The sequence below is a fragment of the Nostoc sp. genome (assembly GCF_036916735.1).
Lineage (GTDB): Bacteria > Cyanobacteriota > Cyanobacteriia > Cyanobacteriales > Nostocaceae > Nostoc.
Genome location: NZ_JBALFV010000108.1, coordinates 210640 through 227060 on the forward strand (window position 1 = coordinate 210640; position 16421 = coordinate 227060).

The 16421-nt window shown below is 42.7% G+C and carries 17 protein-coding genes and 1 pseudogene; 11 read left to right on the top strand and 7 right to left on the bottom strand.

From position 1 onward, the window contains the following. Positions 1-458 precede the first annotated feature (458 nt). A complete protein-coding gene (locus tag V7L20_RS27260; protein ID WP_334747066.1) occupies positions 459-1232 on the bottom strand; it encodes a hypothetical protein in 774 nt (257 codons plus the stop codon). A gap of 146 nt (positions 1233-1378) precedes the next feature. Continuing rightward, positions 1379-2776 (bottom strand): annotated as a pseudogene (locus tag V7L20_RS27265) (amidohydrolase). An 84-nt stretch (positions 2777-2860) separates the two neighbouring features. On the opposite strand from V7L20_RS27265, the gene V7L20_RS27270 reads away from it, so the two are divergent. Then, positions 2861-3640, top strand: coding sequence for a cysteine hydrolase family protein (locus V7L20_RS27270; RefSeq protein ID WP_334747067.1), 780 nt, complete (start codon positions 2861-2863; stop codon positions 3638-3640). Between the two features lie 251 nt (positions 3641-3891). Then, positions 3892-4359 carry a cupin domain-containing protein gene (locus V7L20_RS27275; protein WP_334747068.1) on the top strand — a complete coding sequence of 156 codons (468 nt, stop codon included), beginning with the start codon at positions 3892-3894 and terminating at the stop codon, positions 4357-4359. A gap of 361 nt (positions 4360-4720) precedes the next feature. Here the strand turns inward: V7L20_RS27275 and V7L20_RS27280 are convergent, their stop codons facing one another. After that, positions 4721-4999, bottom strand: a complete 279-nt coding sequence (locus V7L20_RS27280) for a hypothetical protein (RefSeq protein WP_334747069.1) — start codon at positions 4997-4999, stop codon at positions 4721-4723. Positions 5000-5505: 506 nt separating this feature from the next. On the opposite strand from V7L20_RS27280, the gene modA reads away from it, so the two are divergent. Next, positions 5506-6297: a molybdate ABC transporter substrate-binding protein gene (gene modA / locus V7L20_RS27285; RefSeq protein ID WP_334747070.1), complete on the top strand. Its 792-nt coding sequence runs from the start codon at positions 5506-5508 to the stop codon at positions 6295-6297. Between the two features lie 440 nt (positions 6298-6737). On the opposite strand, the gene V7L20_RS27290 is transcribed toward modA, so the two are convergent. Then, entirely contained in the window at positions 6738-7628 is an 891-nt protein-coding gene (locus V7L20_RS27290; RefSeq protein WP_334747071.1) for a VOC family protein, read from the bottom strand. A gap of 834 nt (positions 7629-8462) precedes the next feature. Here V7L20_RS27290 and V7L20_RS27295 point away from each other — a divergent pair. Genes V7L20_RS27295 through V7L20_RS27305 form a run of 3 tightly spaced genes read left to right on the top strand, consistent with a single transcriptional unit; the run spans position 8463 to position 12266 of the window. Continuing rightward, positions 8463-9086 carry a (2Fe-2S)-binding protein gene (locus V7L20_RS27295; protein ID WP_334747072.1) on the top strand — a complete coding sequence of 208 codons (624 nt, stop codon included), beginning with the start codon at positions 8463-8465 and terminating at the stop codon, positions 9084-9086. After that, positions 9073-10056 (top strand): FAD binding domain-containing protein, encoded by a 984-nt coding sequence (locus tag V7L20_RS27300; RefSeq protein WP_334747073.1) that lies wholly within the window; start codon positions 9073-9075, stop codon positions 10054-10056. The genes V7L20_RS27295 and V7L20_RS27300 overlap by 14 nt, the downstream gene beginning before the upstream one ends. Continuing rightward, positions 10053-12266 carry a xanthine dehydrogenase family protein molybdopterin-binding subunit gene (locus V7L20_RS27305; RefSeq protein WP_334747074.1) on the top strand — a complete coding sequence of 738 codons (2214 nt, stop codon included), beginning with the start codon at positions 10053-10055 and terminating at the stop codon, positions 12264-12266. Before V7L20_RS27300 ends, V7L20_RS27305 begins: the two co-directional genes overlap by 4 nt. Here V7L20_RS27305 and V7L20_RS27310 read toward each other — a convergent pair. After that, the gene (locus V7L20_RS27310) at positions 12249-12455 is read right to left on the bottom strand and encodes a hypothetical protein (RefSeq protein ID WP_334747075.1); all 207 of its coding nucleotides are present in this window, start codon (positions 12453-12455) and stop codon (positions 12249-12251) included. The two genes, V7L20_RS27305 and V7L20_RS27310, sit on opposite strands and share 18 nt — an antisense overlap. A gap of 86 nt (positions 12456-12541) precedes the next feature. Between V7L20_RS27310 and V7L20_RS27315 the strand changes: the two genes are divergently transcribed. Further along, the gene (locus tag V7L20_RS27315) at positions 12542-13471 is read left to right on the top strand and encodes a cation diffusion facilitator family transporter (RefSeq protein WP_334747076.1); all 930 of its coding nucleotides are present in this window, start codon (positions 12542-12544) and stop codon (positions 13469-13471) included. Between the two features lie 4 nt (positions 13472-13475). On the opposite strand, the gene V7L20_RS27320 is transcribed toward V7L20_RS27315, so the two are convergent. After that, positions 13476-13634: a hypothetical protein gene (locus V7L20_RS27320; RefSeq protein WP_334747077.1), complete on the bottom strand. Its 159-nt coding sequence runs from the start codon at positions 13632-13634 to the stop codon at positions 13476-13478. 500 nt (positions 13635-14134) lie between these two features. Between V7L20_RS27320 and V7L20_RS27325 the strand changes: the two genes are divergently transcribed. Both V7L20_RS27325 and V7L20_RS27330 read left to right on the top strand, forming a co-directional pair. Continuing rightward, entirely contained in the window at positions 14135-14470 is a 336-nt protein-coding gene (locus V7L20_RS27325; RefSeq protein WP_334747078.1) for a PEP-CTERM sorting domain-containing protein, read from the top strand. 312 nt (positions 14471-14782) lie between these two features. Further along, a complete protein-coding gene (locus V7L20_RS27330; RefSeq protein WP_334747079.1) occupies positions 14783-15175 on the top strand; it encodes a DUF6632 domain-containing protein in 393 nt (130 codons plus the stop codon). Positions 15176-15234: 59 nt separating this feature from the next. Here the strand turns inward: V7L20_RS27330 and V7L20_RS27335 are convergent, their stop codons facing one another. Beyond that, complete coding sequence (locus V7L20_RS27335; RefSeq protein ID WP_334747080.1) at positions 15235-15417, bottom strand: hypothetical protein; 183 nt, start codon at positions 15415-15417, stop codon at positions 15235-15237. Here V7L20_RS27335 and V7L20_RS27340 point away from each other — a divergent pair. After that, complete coding sequence (locus tag V7L20_RS27340) at positions 15416-15739, top strand: hypothetical protein (protein WP_334747081.1); 324 nt, start codon at positions 15416-15418, stop codon at positions 15737-15739. The genes V7L20_RS27335 and V7L20_RS27340 overlap by 2 nt on opposite strands. After that, positions 15708-16337 carry a macro domain-containing protein gene (locus tag V7L20_RS27345; RefSeq protein ID WP_334747082.1) on the top strand — a complete coding sequence of 210 codons (630 nt, stop codon included), beginning with the start codon at positions 15708-15710 and terminating at the stop codon, positions 16335-16337. Before V7L20_RS27340 ends, V7L20_RS27345 begins: the two co-directional genes overlap by 32 nt. The last annotated feature ends 84 nt before the right edge of the window (positions 16338-16421 follow it).

The window sequence follows — 16421 nt, forward strand, 5'->3', positions numbered from 1 at the left end:
CAAATAGTAGACTGAAAATTAGCGATCGCAATCAAAAATGTTGGGCATGATTGCGCCAAGATTTTCGGCTAGCTAGGAATTATTTTTTTATAAAATACAATTTTTTAAAAATGAACCGAGGATAAATTAGGGTTTTTTAAGTGTATATTATGTAATCTTTTTTGCTCATAATTCCTCTGAGTAGGATAATCAATCCAGTTTTACTCCATTATTGAACCCAGTATTTTCACATAAATGTAACGTATTATTGGGTTTTAAGCTACTGTGAAGCATTATTATAAAAAAGTTTGGCGTTGCTTGCTGATTGCGGTATGAAAACGATTGTGCGTTATGGTGAAAATCCTTGTAGAGACGTAAAATTTTACGTCTCTAGATCCAAGTTCATACCTCGATTCAGCGACGCCAAAAGTTTTAGTTATATCTTTGCACTAGCAAATCTGCAATTGAGGTTAGTAATGTCAGTTGATTGTACTAGTTTGGCTTGGAGTTTCCAGAGGATTTGTCATTTTTTGCTGGTTCCTATACTTTAGCGCTTCACGAGTTGCCAAAAACTGTTCACCCAAATCTGTAACATGAAAATATTGAGTCAAATCGATTGATTTGTTACCATAATTACTTGCTTGAACCACATGACTGATATGACCAGAGTTCGTCTGAATTAATTTAAAATCTCGTAACCGCCTTAACTCATCACCTACATTGTTTGATACATAAAAGTCATAACTCGTCTTTGCTTTAGAGTGTTTATAAAGTTGATCAATCTTTTCATAATCCTTCTTGGCAAGCAAAAAACCAAACATAAAAGCTTGTGTTTGTTCTAAATTTTTTTGCTGTTTTTCTAGTTGTTCTAGCTGTTGTGCTTGAAGCTCATCGATTTGTTTTTTCTGTTTATCGACCTCTTGCTTCTGTTTATTAACCTCTTGCTTTAATTCCTTAAACTTAGCTGTAAAGCCGCCATCCTTAGAAATAGCAAAATCTTCTAGTCTATTGAGCAAACCAGAGTTAAATAATAAAACAATGGCAATGATGATAATGTCAGGAGTTTCTATCTTTCTTGGTTGTTGCCCTTCTTTGAGAAATATTGGGCTAATTAGGCTAAAAATCAAATAGCTTACTGCTAAAATTGAAACAATTTCAATCCACCAATTTCTGTAATTTTTATCTTCTTCTTTGCGAGAAGAACTGGCTGGCAATTGCTCGTCTATTTTCTTCTGATTGTTTTCTTCAATCATATATCTAAAAACTCATCACCCAAGTTATAATGTAATCTTTGAGACTATAATTGTCAACGTTATTAAGTATATATTTTTCATTTTCTAACTGGATATTAAACACCAAAGCACGGATTTTTTGCCGCAGTTCTGTATTTTCTTATCTTTTACAACCCCATAACCGTCTGATAATGAGGCTCGATTTGCGCGACAGTTTCAGACTTGCATTTTGTCTCCCATTGACTGCACTTAAATAATTCTTGCCACAATTCATCAATGTTAATTGTGTAACTTTGCCATCAGCAACAATTTGCTTGCCATTTACCCAAGCACTATTAACAACATTGATAGGACGACCTAAGACTAATAAGCTAATAGGATCTGTACGAGGTAGTAATGATAAATTGGTGAGGTCATAAAGTACCAAATCGGCTTGTTTACCGACAGTTAAAGAACTGAGTTTATCTCCTATATTCAGTCCCTTTGCACCTCCCAAGGATGCCATTTATACAGCTTGTCTAGGTGTAATCCAATGTTGATAATCTGAGTCTGTAACATTATGTAAGATAGAACCAATTTTAATTGCTTCTAGCAAATCTTGAGAGTCATTACTAGAAGCACCATCACAACCAAAAGTTACATTTACTCTAGCTTGGCGATATTTTAAAATTGGGGCAATGCCACTGCCTAAACGCAAATTACTTAAAGGATTATGAACAACTGTAGATTGAGTTTCGGCGAGAATGGCGATATCAGCATCATATAACCAAACGCAATGGGCAAGTGTTGTCCGATCGCTCAAATATCCGATTCTTTTCAAATCTTATACAGCAGTACAACCGTACTTTTATTGGGCGAGTTTATCCTGTGCCCTGGTTTCAAGTAAATGGGAGTGACGACAAAGATTATAGCGATCGTTTAACTCAGTACATCCCTGAAATAAAGCATCAGTACACAATTGAATCCCTGTTGGTGCAACTAAAATATTTATACCCTTATCCGGGCGATGAAACTATCTCACCGCTTCTTCGATAATTTCTAATGTTGTCGCAGTTGAGCGAAAATAAGGTTCATGCTTTTGGGCTGATTCCCCAGATGGAATACCTGCGGTGAGGGATTCATCTTGAATTAAAGGGGCGATAAAGGCACGAATTCCTACTTCTGTGTAAGCGCGAGTTGCAATGGCGATCATTTCTAATTCAAGTCCCGGAATTAACACCAAATGATCTACTACACTCGTCCCGCCGGAAAGTAGGGTTTCTACCACAGTACCTAAAGCGCTGAGATAAACCTGTTTGGGATCGAGGGGGGCATAATCATACAGTTTTGCCAACCATAATTCTAAAGGGAAAACCGACATGATTCCTCGCTGCCACATCTCTGATGAGTGAGTGTGGGCGTTGAAAAAACCAGGTAGCAGCAGCTTATTTTTGCCATCTATAGACAGTGCCGATTACCTATAGATTGGGGGCAATGGCTGCGATGGCACCATCTACAATCTGTACATCTACCGTTGCATAATCATCACTAACAGCAATCAAAACATTCTGGATGGTGAAGCTTATCATATTTAACCTTAATTAAGTAATTGTCTTTTCAACTAAGTTTCAAGTTACAAAATAGAAAATGGCGTTGGGTATTACAATTTTATGAATTTACCATTACGGACATTGGGAGTTCCACCAAATGCGTGGACAGTAAATGATGCGATCGCAGATATCACTCGTCCTCAAAAGGCCCCACAACCGATTATTTTATCAACAGAAACTAAAAACCTGCGTCTAGACTTGGCAAAAGCTGCTATCCTCGTCATTGATATGCAAAACGACTTCTGTCACCCTGATGGGTGGTTAGCGCATATCGGCGTGGACGTAACTCCGGCGCGTCAGCCTATTGAACCTTTGAACAACTTACTTCCAGAACTGCGTGAAGTTGGTGTTCCAGTCATTTGGATAAATTGGGGAAATCGTCCTGACTTACTCAATATTAGTGCTGGTTCGCGTCACGTCTATAATCCCACAGGGGAGGGTGTGGGATTGGGCGATCCACTGCCGAGCAATGGTGCTAGAGTACTCATGGCAGGTAGTTGGGCCGCAGCAATAGTAGACGAACTAGAACAGATTCCTGAAGATATTCGTGTGGACAAATATCGCATGAGTGGGTTTTGGGATACACCTTTAGATAGCATCTTGCGGAATCTGGGAAAGACAACATTATTTTTTGCTGGTGTTAATACCGATCAATGTGTCCTAACTACGTTATGTGATGCCAGCTTCTTAGGATATGACTGCGTGTTAGTTAAAGACTGTACCGCTACTACTTCTCCTGAATATTGTTGGCTGGCGACATTGTACAATGTTAAACAATGCTTCGGTTTTGTCACTGACTCCCAACGGATTTTAACAGCGCTGCAAAAGAGTGAGGAGTGAATCAATTTTAGATTTTAGATTTTAGATTTTAGATTTTAGATTGATTCCATCCATGAATGTTCTTTCTGCAATCAAGAATTTTAGATTTGTTCTCGCCTTTAAATTCGCTTACTCTGGTATCTTGTTAAATTTTAGACTTCGGCGTGAGCGCTCAATGCAAAATCCCAAATTTAAAATCTAAAATTTTGTGATTCAGAACTCGGATTTTAGAAATTTTCATGCCCATCGATAACTTCAGAGGGGATAAATAAATGTACGCTACTCGTTGTGTAATTCCGGTTATCAAATCTAGCAAAGATTACCAAGTCTTTCGCATAAGTCCCGACGCTTCTAATCGATTAGCAATTATCTTCGATTCGACAAATGCTAATACTTCCTTGACTTGCTGCATAGAAATTTTCGATGTTGCTGGACAAACACCCCCAAATCGCCATCAATGGGCGGTGGAAATGTTTTTCGTCCTCAAAGGGGAAGGGATCGCTATCTGTGACGGCAAGAGTGCCACAATCAAAGCTGGAGATAGTTTATTAATACCTCCTACTGGTACTCATTTGATTAAAAATACTGGTTTTACTCGCTTATACACATTGACTGTTATGGTTCCTAATGAAGACTTTTCGGAATTGATTCGCAGTGGGATTCCGGTGGAATTAGATGCAGAAGATATGGCAGTACTAGGGAGATTGGATGCTTGGATGCCCTATTCAAATAATTCGTAATGCTCGTCTTTGGCGAAAAGCAAGTTACGTAATGACGCTCCTAGTTGCTCTAAGCATAGCTATGCCGTAGGCTTTAGGCTGTGCTAACGTAATTCGTAGTTTAATTTGTTGGGGATTCCTTGTTTTCATGTGAAACACGGGAATGAGGGCAATACTGTTCGGTTAAGCCTAAGAAATAACTCCAATGTAGGTTGGGGAGCCACTGCGTTGGACGGGTTCCCCGGCTTGTTCGCTCTTAGCGTTCCCGTTCGCGAACAGCGTCTTTGTTAGGAGAAGGGTAGCAAGTGGCGTTTGAGGAACGTAGCAAGATCCCGCAGGGTAACCCAACCTATAAGAGGGGTTTGTTGGGTAACACTAAAGTTCAACCCAACCTATGAGGAAGTAACTTCATGGCGGCGCGGCGATCACCAACAAAGTTATCATCAACAAAATATACTGCCCCCAGATTGCCAGATTGTCGCATTGCATCTAACTTTACAACCACTTGCTCTAGTGTTTTGATCCGGGGACTGTTGCTATAGAGTTCTGGAATCTCACAAAACTCGCAGCTATAAGGGCAACCACTAGAAAACTGCACATTTGCCACGAAATAATCATTGATATTCAGCAAATGATAAGCTGGTGTGGGAAACTGTGTCATCTCTCTTTTGTCACTTTCAGCAGAGAATAATCTGTAACCCTTGCCCAGATGGATTTTAACTGTAAAGCTTTGTTTGAAGGTTTCTATTAGCTTGCAATCACTAATCTTATCACTAAATCTATATTTTATCATTTAGCCCCAATTTTTATTTTCCCAGAGTGACAAAAGAGGGATTAGGGGTAAGCACTCCTTTGTTTCAAAGCGAATTTGCGCTTGGGACAAAGCAGCTAACTTAACAATTTATTGACACAATCATCAGTTATAATTTAAACTAGCTTACCGTGATATTTCAGAAGTTTTTAAGTTTAAAAGAGAAAACTTACTTACCATACGCTCATTTATGAGCATATAAGCTATATATAAGTGATTGCTAGCAAATATTTAGCTAATAGCTAACCTTTGTTCTTTTTTAAGCATTTTCCGATAAAGTTGGTTAAATATTGGTATTGCTGCTAGGATTTTACCTAGAATCAATTTTCGCAAAAAACCTATATTGCGGCTTTTCTATGAAAAGAAGACAAATTTTTGGCTTTCTAGGTGTAGCAGTTGCAGGCTTGCTCCTGGCAATTGTTTTACCATTGGTTACTCCTTCTCCTGGAATAGCACAATCAAGCACCAGAATAACCGTGTCCGCAGCTGCTAGCTTAAAAGATGCGCTAGAAAAAATTAAGCCTTTATACCAACAAAGTAAATCAAATATTAACATTAGTTATAACTTTGGGGCTTCTGGTGCTTTACAGCAACAGATTGAGCAAGGTGCGCCTGCGGATATCTTTATTTCTGCTGGCAAAAAGCAAGTGGATGCCTTAGAACAAAAAGGACTGTTGCTATCAGGTAGCCGTAGTAACCTGGCAAATAACAGTCTAGTGTTAATTGTGGCTCAGGATGTTGTTGGTATCAATAGTTTCTCCAATTTAATAGATACCAAGATTAGGAAAATTGCGATCGGTGAACCCAGGAGTGTACCCGCAGGGCAATATGGAGAGGAAGTCTTAAAGAATTTGAAGCTTTACGATCAGCTTAAATCAAAATTTGTCTTTGGTAACAATGTGCGTCAAGTTTTGGTCGCAGTAGAAAGTGGTAATGCCCAAGCAGGCATAGTTTATGCAACTGATGCCAAAACTTCCAATAAGGTAAAAGTTGTAGTCACTGCTGACGAAAAGCTTCACTCACCAATTGTCTACCCAGTGGCAATAATTAAAAGCAGTAAAAATATTTCTGCTGCCAAACAATTTGTCCAGTTTTTATCTGGCAGTCAAGCTAAGACTGTATTGAGAAAATATGGGTTTATTGTCTGAATATCTAATTAGTAGTTGTTTGCAAGTAAGTTGAAAAAACATCTACCAGCAGCCATTCCTTTGTGATAGAAAAAAGCCTTGCTACGGTTCACAAAGGCATTTTCCTGATGCTAAACGAATAATTGTGGAATGTCAGCTAATTAAAACTCTCTGTCTCTAAAGAGGCGAGGAGTTTCAATGGCTGGCTTTCGTGTACATAAGCATCTACAGTTAGTAGAGATTCAACCCTTATATCATGTCCGCCTAATTAGTTATAATTCCCGCATCTGTGCCATTCGCGCAAAAGCCTCTTTCCCCCAGCTAAGTCCCCCCAGCTAAGTGCCCCCTGCGGTCTAAATGAGAAGTCTTTAACCGGACATGATATTACTCAAGGAGTGTGAGTTTCTTCAGCGTAGAAGGGCTTGAATCTTTACATATTTGGGTATTTTTTGCCCACCTACTTACTCCATTAATTCCTTAGGTGGCAATCCGCCCCAGTGAGCCACAGATTGCGGAGTATCCTTCCATACCTTCGGTTTTTGAGGAAAATCTTCGTGCCAGGGTCGGGGTTCAAAATATCCTAAATCTTCGTTGAGCATGATATCTATTTCAGTAAATACCTCGACTATGTTTTTATCGGGATCTTGATGATACGTCGCGATGTTATGTCCTATCCCGTGACGTACTGGTCCCCAAAGAGGCGTAATGTTGTGCTTTACCAAAAAATCACAAGCAGTTTGCATATGTGCCCAGTCTCGTAATTGAAAGGCAATGTGGAACATTTTTTGCTGTTTAGACTGCAAAAAATTCATAGTATGGTGATCCGGATTGCATCGCATGAAGACAAAGCTATCTTCGAGCCAGTCAGAGACGCGGAAGCCTAACATGTTTTGATAAAAATCAACACATTTATGGACATCATGCACATACATGGCGACGTGCCCTAATTTTTCAGGGACGATGCCTGTTTCTCGAAACCCATGACTGACTTGTTGAATGGCTGAATATAGCTGGAGAGTATGTCCTTCAGGATCGCAAAACTGAAGCAGTTCCGGTATTCCTGGTTGGGCATCTGTTTTTTGCTCTACCTGGATGCCTGCGTCACGCAGTTGTTTCGCTGCCTCTTTCAATGTCTGACTGCCATTAATCTGAAAAGCAAAGTGATTATGACCGCTTTCTGTCGACGGATAGAGAATGATTGTATGATGATCTACTGCACAGCTTAAATAGACAGCTCCATCAGAGCCTCGGTCGCTCACAGCAAACCCCAGAATTTCTGTATAGTATGCCAGCATAGCTTCTACGTCTGGCGTTTTAAATCCAGCATGACCTATCTTTGCAACTTGTACCATTTTTTCTCCTTTGCGTCTTGAATTGATTAGACATTCAGTAGACCGAAAAGTTCTGTGATCCCAACTCTTGGAGACGCTTTGCGTAGCTTGCTTCTACCAAGTGGTACAGCGAGCGTAGCCATCGCCAAAAAAAGTAGTCTATGATCCCATTTTTTGGAAAAAGTCCAAAAAATGATTGCCTCAGAGGGATGATAAACTTACCTTATAAATTAGCGTACTACTTAACATCTTTAATACTTAAATTATCTCTGCCAACATATAATTGTGCAAAATAATCTGTAATTTTAACTATAAAATTAGATTGCGCCTACCCTGTAGCTCTATTGTTAATTTTTGGGACTATTAGGTGAAACAATTGCTTATACTCAAGATAAGTTAGCAGCTACAGCCATTGAACACTGCGGTTTGATTTGGGCGATTGATGGTTTCCAACCAGAGGGTCATGTTAAAAAATCAAACGAGAAGTGCTGATTTTTTCATTGCTTCTTAACCTTGGTTGCGATCAAGAGTAACTATATCTACGGTCGCCCTGGATTATCCTAACAGTAATTTCTAATAATTAGTAGAGATGGTTAATTGAATAATTACTATAAATTTAAATTTTCACTGTCCTATCAAATAAAAATGCTTTTATTATAAAACATGATAACAACTCTAAATGAGACTTATGGCATAAATCTTCTGATAGAGGGACGATAGCAAGATGAAATTGTATTCTGTTAACAATGTCATTTTTAGGAAAGTGCTTGTAAAAAAGAGTGGGTTTTTATAAAGAATTGAAGTCAAGAGAATTACTCAATATTATTACCAACAAAAAAAGAATGGAGTAAACAGATGAGGTTTGCCCTAAGACGCCGCAAATTGGGTCAATTGATGATTGTCAGTACAGTAGCGGCTACGATCGCTAATTTTGTAGAGAAAGGTGTAGCACAAACTCAAATCAAAAAAACTACTCCAACGCTGAAAACTTCGACAGCTGAGACTATGAAGGTGACGCTGCAAGTGAATGGAACAGCACATAGTTTGCAGATTGAACCGCGTGTTACCTTACTTGATGCACTTCGGGAATACATCGGGCTGACTGGTACTAAAAAAGGTTGCGACCACGGGCAGTGCGGTGCTTGCACGGTACTAGTTGATGGGCGGCGTGTTAACTCGTGCTTGACATTTGCCGTTATGCACACCGATGCAAAAATCACAACTATTGAAGGACTGGAACAAGGAAATAATCTGCATCCGATGCAAGCTGCCTTTGTTGCCCACGATGCGTTTCAGTGCGGTTATTGCACACCAGGACAGATTTGTTCGGCGGTGGGTTTGGTGAACGAAGGACACGCTAAGTCAGATGCCGACATTCGGGAACTGATGAGCGGCAATATCTGCCGTTGCGGTGCTTATCCAAATATTGTGGCTGCTGTTCGAGATGTCTTAGAGGGAAAAAAAGATGCAGCCATTTAACTATAAGAAAGCAGGACAAGCAGAGAATGCCGTGGCGTTGGTGACTCCAGATGCCCAAGCCTCGTACCTAGCAGGTGGTACCAGCCTGATCGATTTGATGAAGCTGAATGTCCAGACACCAACAGAGTTGGTTGACATTAACCCATTACCGCTCACCAAGATAGAAATGCAGGGTAACGGGGTGCGGATTGGCGCAATGGCACGCAATAGCGATGTTGCTTATAATGCGATGATTCAGGAGCGTTACCCTGTCTTATCGGAGGCATTGTTGTCTGGAGCATCGCCACAATTGCGAAACATGGCAAGTGTGGGCGGGAATTTGCTGCAACGTACCCGTTGTTACTACTTCCGCGACACTTCGATGCCATGTAATAAGCGCGTTCCAGGTTCAGGTTGTCCGGCAATTGAGGGCTACAATCGGATTCACGCAATTCTTGGCGGTAGCGATCGCTGTATTGCCACCCATCCTTCTGATATGGCTGTGGCAATGGTGGCACTCGATGCAGTTGTGCAAACACGCGGGCCGAACGGAGAGCGCAGTATTCCCCTTGTAGATTTTCATCTCGTACCAGGCAATACGCCGGAACGGGAAACAGTTCTACAACACGGAGAGTTAATCGTTGCTGTTGATTTGCCTGCTTCAAACCTTGCTAGGCGATCGCACTATTTAAAAGTCCGCGATCGCGCCTCTTATGCCTTTGCAATGGCATCGGTTGCAACTGCATTAGATATTCAAAATGGCATCATTCGCGCGGCACGTATTGCCCTTGGAGGCGTAGGAACAAAGCCTTGGCGTGCTTACGAAGCTGAAAAAGCCCTGTTGAATAAACCGGCAAACCAGGCAACATTTCAAGCAGCAGCGTCTGTAGCTGTCGCCGGGGCTAAACCTCAAAAATACAACGGGTTTAAGGTCGAACTGGCTAAACGTACAATTGTTAAGGCCCTGGCAACAGTGGGAGGGATGGCATGAATACAGGCGATACAAATACAGTTATCGGCAAACCCCTAAATCGAGTTGATGGACACTTGAAGGTAACGGGTGGCGCACGCTATGCGGCAGAGTTTCCGGTAGCAAAAATGACTTATGGAGTGACGATTCAAAGCACGATCGCCAAAGGTAAAATAGCCAAAATCGATACAAAGGCAGCAGAGCAAGTACCGGGTGTATTGGCAGTAATTACCCACCTGAACGCGCCCAAAGCTTCTGGAGAAAAGGGCGGTGGTCGCAAGCTGCAAGTGCTGCAAGATAACGTTGTCCTGTATAGCGGTCAGCACATTGGTATCGTGGTTGCCGATACCTTTGAACGAGCTATGTACGCTGCTTCCCTCGTCAAAGTTCGTTATGACGAAGAAAAGCCGACCATCAATATGCCGGAGAACCTCGCTAAAGCATACTTGCCTAAAGGTAAAATCCCTAGAGAAGAGTCGCCTGATTCAGCTCACGGTAATGTCAACCAAGGACTAAGGGCTGCTGCTGTGCGTGTCGAGCAAACCTATACTACACCGATTGAAAATCACAATCCGATGGAGCCTCATGCCACAACAGCAGTTTGGCAGGGCGATCAACTGCTATTGTATGACGCAACTCAGGGAATCTTTCAGGCTCAACAAAAAGTGGCAGGGGTATTGGGGATTGAGCCAGAGAAAGTCCGGGTGATGTCTTACTTTGTCGGCGGTGGCTTCGGTTGCAAAGGGTCGGCTTGGTCGCATGTGCCTCTAGCTGCGATGGCAGCACGGCAGGTTAATCGCCCAGTTAAACTGGTACTGGGTCGGATACAGATGTATGGGCCTGTTGGCTTCCGACCAGAGACAATTCAACAGGTTGCTCTAGGTGCAACCCGCGAGGGCAAATTAACCGCTCTGCGACACGCTGGCATTTCCCAGACTTCAACTTTCGATGAATTTATCGAACCAGTTGGTAAAAGCGCCCGGATGATTTACGCTAGCCCGAATATCGAAACCAGCCACCGTCTGGTGCAGCTCGATGAAGGTACACCAACTTTCATGCGCGCGCCAGGAGAATCTTCTGGATCGTTTGCCCTAGAATCGGCAATGGACGAACTGGCTTATGCACTCAACATCGACCCCATCGAGCTGCGTCTGCGTAACCATGCTGATGTCGATCCTAGTAAAGGACTGCCTTGGTCGAGCAAGTCACTCATCCAGTGCTATAGATTAGGAGCAGAAAAGTTTGGTTGGCAAAAGCGCAATCCCAAGCCCCGTTCGATGCGAGACGGCAATTATTTGATTGGCTGGGGTATGGCGACAGCTACTTATCCTACCAACCGTTCTCCAGCATCAGCGATCGCTCGAATTATGGCGGACGGTACAGCTGTTGTAGAAAGCGGTTCGCAAGATATTGGTACGGGAACTTATACTGTAATGACTCAAGTTGCAGCTGAGGCACTCGGTTTACCAGTTGACAAAGTTCGCTTTGAACTAGGCGATACTAAGATGCCAGAAACCCCCGTTTCCGGTGGTTCGCAAACTGCCGCTAGTGTTAGCTCGTCCGTGCATTTAGCCGGAAATCAAGCTCGCAGTCAGCTTTTGCAACTAGCACTTGCCGATCGCAAATCGCCGCTTTATAGTTCAAACGCTGAGGATGTGATTGCCGAAAATGGCAGCTTTTTCTTAAAAAATAAATCGTCCGCAACCGAAACTTATGAAGCAATATTGGCACGGCATGGAATGAAAATGATCGAAGCGCGTGCAGATGCCAAGCTGGGAGAGGAACAAAAGAAGTTCTCAATGCACGCCTTTGGAGCGCAATTTGCCGAAGTTCGTGTTGAGCCTGATTTGGGCGAAGTGCGAATATCGCGCTGGGTGGGAACTTTTGGTGTGGGACGCATTCTTAACGCAAAAACAGCAAACAGTCAGCTGATCGGTGGGATTATCTATGGTATCGGTATGGCACTGATGGAACATACGGTAACAGACCCGAATCTAGGACGCGTTGTCAACCATGATCTAGCTGAGTACCACGTCCCAGTGAACGCAGACGTTCCCGATATTCAGGTGTTGTTTGTTGACGAACGCGATCCATATATCAACCCGCTTGGTGTCAAGGGAATTGGCGAAATTGGGATTACCGGCACTGCCGCAGCGATCGCTAACGCTGTCTATCATGCTACAGGTAAGCGCGTCCGCGATTTGCCAATTACATTAGACAAGCTGCTGTAGATATTGCGCTCGCCGAAACGATGAAAGCTCAATCATCTGATTGGCGATCGCTAGATTACCAGTATGAGCAAGAAGTTCATACGCGGCAATGATATCCTGTAGTAAATATTCAGATAAGCCCAAAATCCTGACGTAGAGACGCGATTTATCGCGTCTTGAGCATATTGATCCTGTCGTTTCTTTTGCCAATCAGTAGAAGTCTCAGGGCTGATGACGATTAAAGTCAAATTTGGTACTGTTAGCTCGGAATCACTGTAGTAACATCCGTGACCGAGATGAGTAGTCGATCAGCCCGCTCCTACGCTTTCTTGTCGATTGCAGCAGCAATCGTCACTATTGCTCTAAAGTTTGGCGCTTACCTGCTAACCGGGTCAGTAGGTTTGCTTTCAGATGCTATTGAGTCAATTGTAAATCTCGTAGCTGCATTGGTCGCTCTGTGGGCATTGACTTATGCTGCTAAACCAGCCGATACCGAACACGCCTTTGGGCATTCTAAAGCTGAATACTTCTCCAGTGGTGCAGAAGGTGCGTTGATTGTAGTTGCAGCCATCAGCATTGCTGTTGAAGCTTGGGGAAGGTTGTTGCATCCAGAACCGTTAACACAGCTTGGATTGGGGTTAGCACTCTCCCTATTTGCAACCGCAATCAACGGCGTTGTTGCCTTTATCTTGCTAGGGGCAGGGCGACGGTTGCGTTCCATTACACTGAGGGCTGATGCTCACCACCTGTTTACCGATGTGGTGACTTCGGGTGGTGTGGTAGTTGGAATCTTCCTTGTCAAAGTAACAGGCGCTCTCGTGCTCGATCCAATTGTCGCCCTGATAGTAGCAGCAAATATTACTTGGACAGGATTTCGTTTGCTGCGGGAAACCAGTAGCGCACTACTGGATGCAGCTTTACCTAAAAAAGAAATTGACGCAATCAAGAGCATCCTTAACGAGTACAAACATCAAGACATCCAGTTCCATGCCTTGCGAACCCGCACTGCTGGAACCCGTCGCTTTGTTTCCTTTCATGTTCTTGTGCCTGGAGCTTGGACAGTGCAACAAGGGCATGATTTATGCGAGGGAATTGAGCTTGCTATTCTTCGGGCGCTACCTTCAACTCACGTTACAACTCACCTGGAACCTGTAGAAGATCCAGTTTCTTGGGAAGATTTGGAGTTGGAGCGTCCGAGCAATCAGCAAATGCAAGATATGAAATAAGAGATTAATTGCTGCCATTGAGCTTTAAGGAATCGCGCGATCGCCCTAACGATGAAAACTCAATCACACGATTAGCGATCGCACTCATTTTTCGGTCTACTGAAGGTGACTTAAGAGGGCAATCGACTACTTTAAAGTTTTTGTGAAGCAGTAAAGAAGACAATAAAAAGCTTAGTGAATCTATTATGATACTAGTGATTTTTAAGGATGCTGCGGTGAGAGTAAATCAGTAGGAAAACCATAGATATCTAGTTATCTCTAGAAAATCAATTTGGTTTTCTTAAGCGATGGCTCAGTTTTCCAGCTGCGTTGAGTAGCAAATTTTGTGCTGATGACCGCCAATTAAATCCCTGCCTTCCATCCTGTGCATCTTCAAGTTCAATTGGCTAGCTTTGATGATTGTAGTTCTAATTAGGAGTCTATTCAAACATCGTGAAAACAGAAAAGTTCGCACTCTCGACTATTGTAGCACTAGCTACCTTAGCTATCACTGCAACGGCTGCACAAGCAGTCTCGCTCGTCAATCAAGCCTTAGACGTTTTCTCAGCGCCTCCCTCCGGTGAACCAGTCTTCACTTTCACCCAGCTAGGAGCTACGTCCCTGCCATATGTTAGTCCTACTCTGACGACGGGATCGGGGCCTGCACTAAGAATTAACAATAACTTGAATAACTTGGATGTCTCTGTCGGTGATATTGTCTATCGTCTGTTAAGCCCTGATGCTCAGTTTGGCACTGTTACTTCAAACCTTTACAAGGTGACGCTATCTGAAAACAACTCCGTTGCAACATTTACAGGCGCGCGCGTCAACCCTGGTGAAGTGTTCCGCATTCAGCGCACGGTCAGCGATGGTTCGCCTGTCGATTTTAGCTTGAGATTATCTACCGCAAATGAAACGAACACGGCTACTGTTCCTGAACCGACGACAATTGCAGGTCTAGCGCTTGCAGGTGTCGCTTCTGCCTACATGCGTCGGCGCAAACACCAAGCCGCAAAGTAAACAGTGAAACAAAGTCAGAATTGTGAATGCATCGACTTACATTGTGAATGCATCGACTTGCATTGCGAATGTATCGGCTTGCATTGTGAATGCATTGACTTGCATTGCGAATGCATCGACTTGCATTGTGAATGCATTGACTTGCATTGCGAATGGATCGACTTGCATTCACAGTTAAATCAGTTTTAAACCACCAAGAGCATTAAAATTTATAACACTCCAAAGCTCAAGTGTCATTAGTGGGAATACAATCACAAAATTATACAGTTTTGTTTGTAGAGACTACAGTGGAAAATAGCGGAGGTTAAAGTAATGGATGGGCGTGATCGGTATTTACGAATCGCTCTGGTTATTATTGGAATAGCTTTTCTACTTATCTATCCGCTAACTCAGGTCTGGGCATCAGGCTGGTTGTGGCAACCAGGCCAGCACGAATACGAACAGATGATTATTGGTGTTTATGCAACGCTTGGTATATTTTTGCTGTTAGCTTCAAGGCAACCAGAAGCTTACCTCAGTTTAATCTGGTTCACTGTCTGGTCAAGTTTAGTCCACGGGCTGATCATGGCGGTACATGCAGTAATTGACCCTGCGGAACATGGACACCTGTTTGGTGATGTTCCAGCATTGTTTTTGGTAACAATTGTCCTTGGCTTTTTAGCGCCGCGCAAAGTGGTGTCAAGTACATTAACGGGCATGGAATGACTGTACATCTGCTGTAATTTAAGAGATAAACAACTGCCTGCCGATCTATCTAATAAGAGTTACAGTGTTGCAGAAGCGAGAGTATGAAGCAGTACAGAATCTGAATCTTCGCCTGTAGCTAGCGATCGCAAGAAAATAACATCAGCAAATAACACATCTGCAACACCTGGAAAAACTCCTGCCTCAAAAAGCAGCACTTCCCGAAGCACTGGAACTGTGAAAAACTCAGGAGATTGGGTCATGCTGAATGATAAATTTTTCCAAACTAAATCGAGTGCTACTCAACCAGATCGAAGCATCATTCTTCGACTGTCACCAAAGAATATGGAACAGATTGCTGAGTTGAAGTTTCTTCATCCAGGAGAGTTCCACAATAAAAAGCAGATTACTTATGCTGATCAGCACGATGCTGGCATTATGGAAGTTTCATCTGTGTTATCTGAGTCCTTGGCGGGGAAAACCAGCTTTAACATTACGCTTAAACCAATTCAGCGATCGCAGAATAGTAGCTTTATATTCGAGGCGAATTCTAATGTCTTCACCCAATGCCACGATAGAGATTAAAATAGGCGACCTTTTTGATGAACCTGGGCACTTAGTAATCGGGGCTAACGATGTTTTCGATACGGAATTGGGGGAGGTCATCAAACCCTCAAGTGTCCAAGGGCAATTCCTCACGGGAGTGTATCATGGCGACCAAAAACGCTTGGATGCTGAGATCGATATTGCTTTAGAGCCTTTCAAGGCCGACAAAAAGAGGGAAGCGAATAAAAAAAAGGGAAAATTTTGGCGATATCCAATCGGTACAACTCTTGTGTTGGGGCCAGATAGACAATTCTTCTTAAATGCCTATGGTTTTATGGGGAATGATTTGAAAGTCAAAGCAACTGCTGATGATATCTGGTATTCGTTAAGTTGCCTTTGGGAAAAGGTGCGGCTAAAAGGTCATGGATTAGAGGTTACTATCCCGATAATTGGTTCCGATCTTGCTCGGACGAATCTTCCCCGCATGACTTTAACGAAACTGATTGTTATTTCCTTCATTGCTGCGTCAAAGAAAGACTTTGTGACAAAGAAATTAACAGTAGTCATCCATCCCAAAGACCTCGATTCGGTAGATTTGTATGCATTAGAAGACTTTTTGGACTCAATGTGCTTTTGAGCCAAAATCATCTTTGACTAGACATAAAATAGCAAAGTGGATTGATCGGATTGAACAATAAGAAGTCAATTGCAAGCTAACAAG

Excerpts from the sequence above, each read along its gene's own strand:
- V7L20_RS27290 (WP_334747071.1), bottom strand. The coding sequence starts at position 7,628 with ATGGTACAAGTTGCAAAGATAGGTCATGCTGGATTTAAAACGCCAGAC.
- V7L20_RS27315 (WP_334747076.1), top strand. The coding sequence starts at position 12,542 with ATGAGTAGTCGATCAGCCCGCTCCTACGCTTTCTTGTCGATTGCAGCA.
- V7L20_RS27260 (WP_334747066.1), bottom strand. The coding sequence starts at position 1,232 with ATGATTGAAGAAAACAATCAGAAGAAAATAGACGAGCAATTGCCAGCC.
- V7L20_RS27300 (WP_334747073.1), top strand. The coding sequence starts at position 9,073 with ATGCAGCCATTTAACTATAAGAAAGCAGGACAAGCAGAGAATGCCGTG.
- V7L20_RS27280 (WP_334747069.1), bottom strand. The coding sequence starts at position 4,999 with ATGACACAGTTTCCCACACCAGCTTATCATTTGCTGAATATCAATGAT.
- V7L20_RS27340 (WP_334747081.1), top strand. The coding sequence starts at position 15,416 with ATGCTGAATGATAAATTTTTCCAAACTAAATCGAGTGCTACTCAACCA.
- V7L20_RS27270 (WP_334747067.1), top strand. The coding sequence starts at position 2,861 with ATGAATTTACCATTACGGACATTGGGAGTTCCACCAAATGCGTGGACA.
- V7L20_RS27295 (WP_334747072.1), top strand. The coding sequence starts at position 8,463 with ATGAGGTTTGCCCTAAGACGCCGCAAATTGGGTCAATTGATGATTGTC.
- V7L20_RS27275 (WP_334747068.1), top strand. The coding sequence starts at position 3,892 with ATGTACGCTACTCGTTGTGTAATTCCGGTTATCAAATCTAGCAAAGAT.
- V7L20_RS27305 (WP_334747074.1), top strand. The coding sequence starts at position 10,053 with ATGAATACAGGCGATACAAATACAGTTATCGGCAAACCCCTAAATCGA.
- V7L20_RS27335 (WP_334747080.1), bottom strand. The coding sequence starts at position 15,417 with ATGACCCAATCTCCTGAGTTTTTCACAGTTCCAGTGCTTCGGGAAGTG.
- V7L20_RS27345 (WP_334747082.1), top strand. The coding sequence starts at position 15,708 with ATGTCTTCACCCAATGCCACGATAGAGATTAAAATAGGCGACCTTTTT.
- V7L20_RS27330 (WP_334747079.1), top strand. The coding sequence starts at position 14,783 with ATGGATGGGCGTGATCGGTATTTACGAATCGCTCTGGTTATTATTGGA.
- modA (WP_334747070.1), top strand. The coding sequence starts at position 5,506 with ATGAAAAGAAGACAAATTTTTGGCTTTCTAGGTGTAGCAGTTGCAGGC.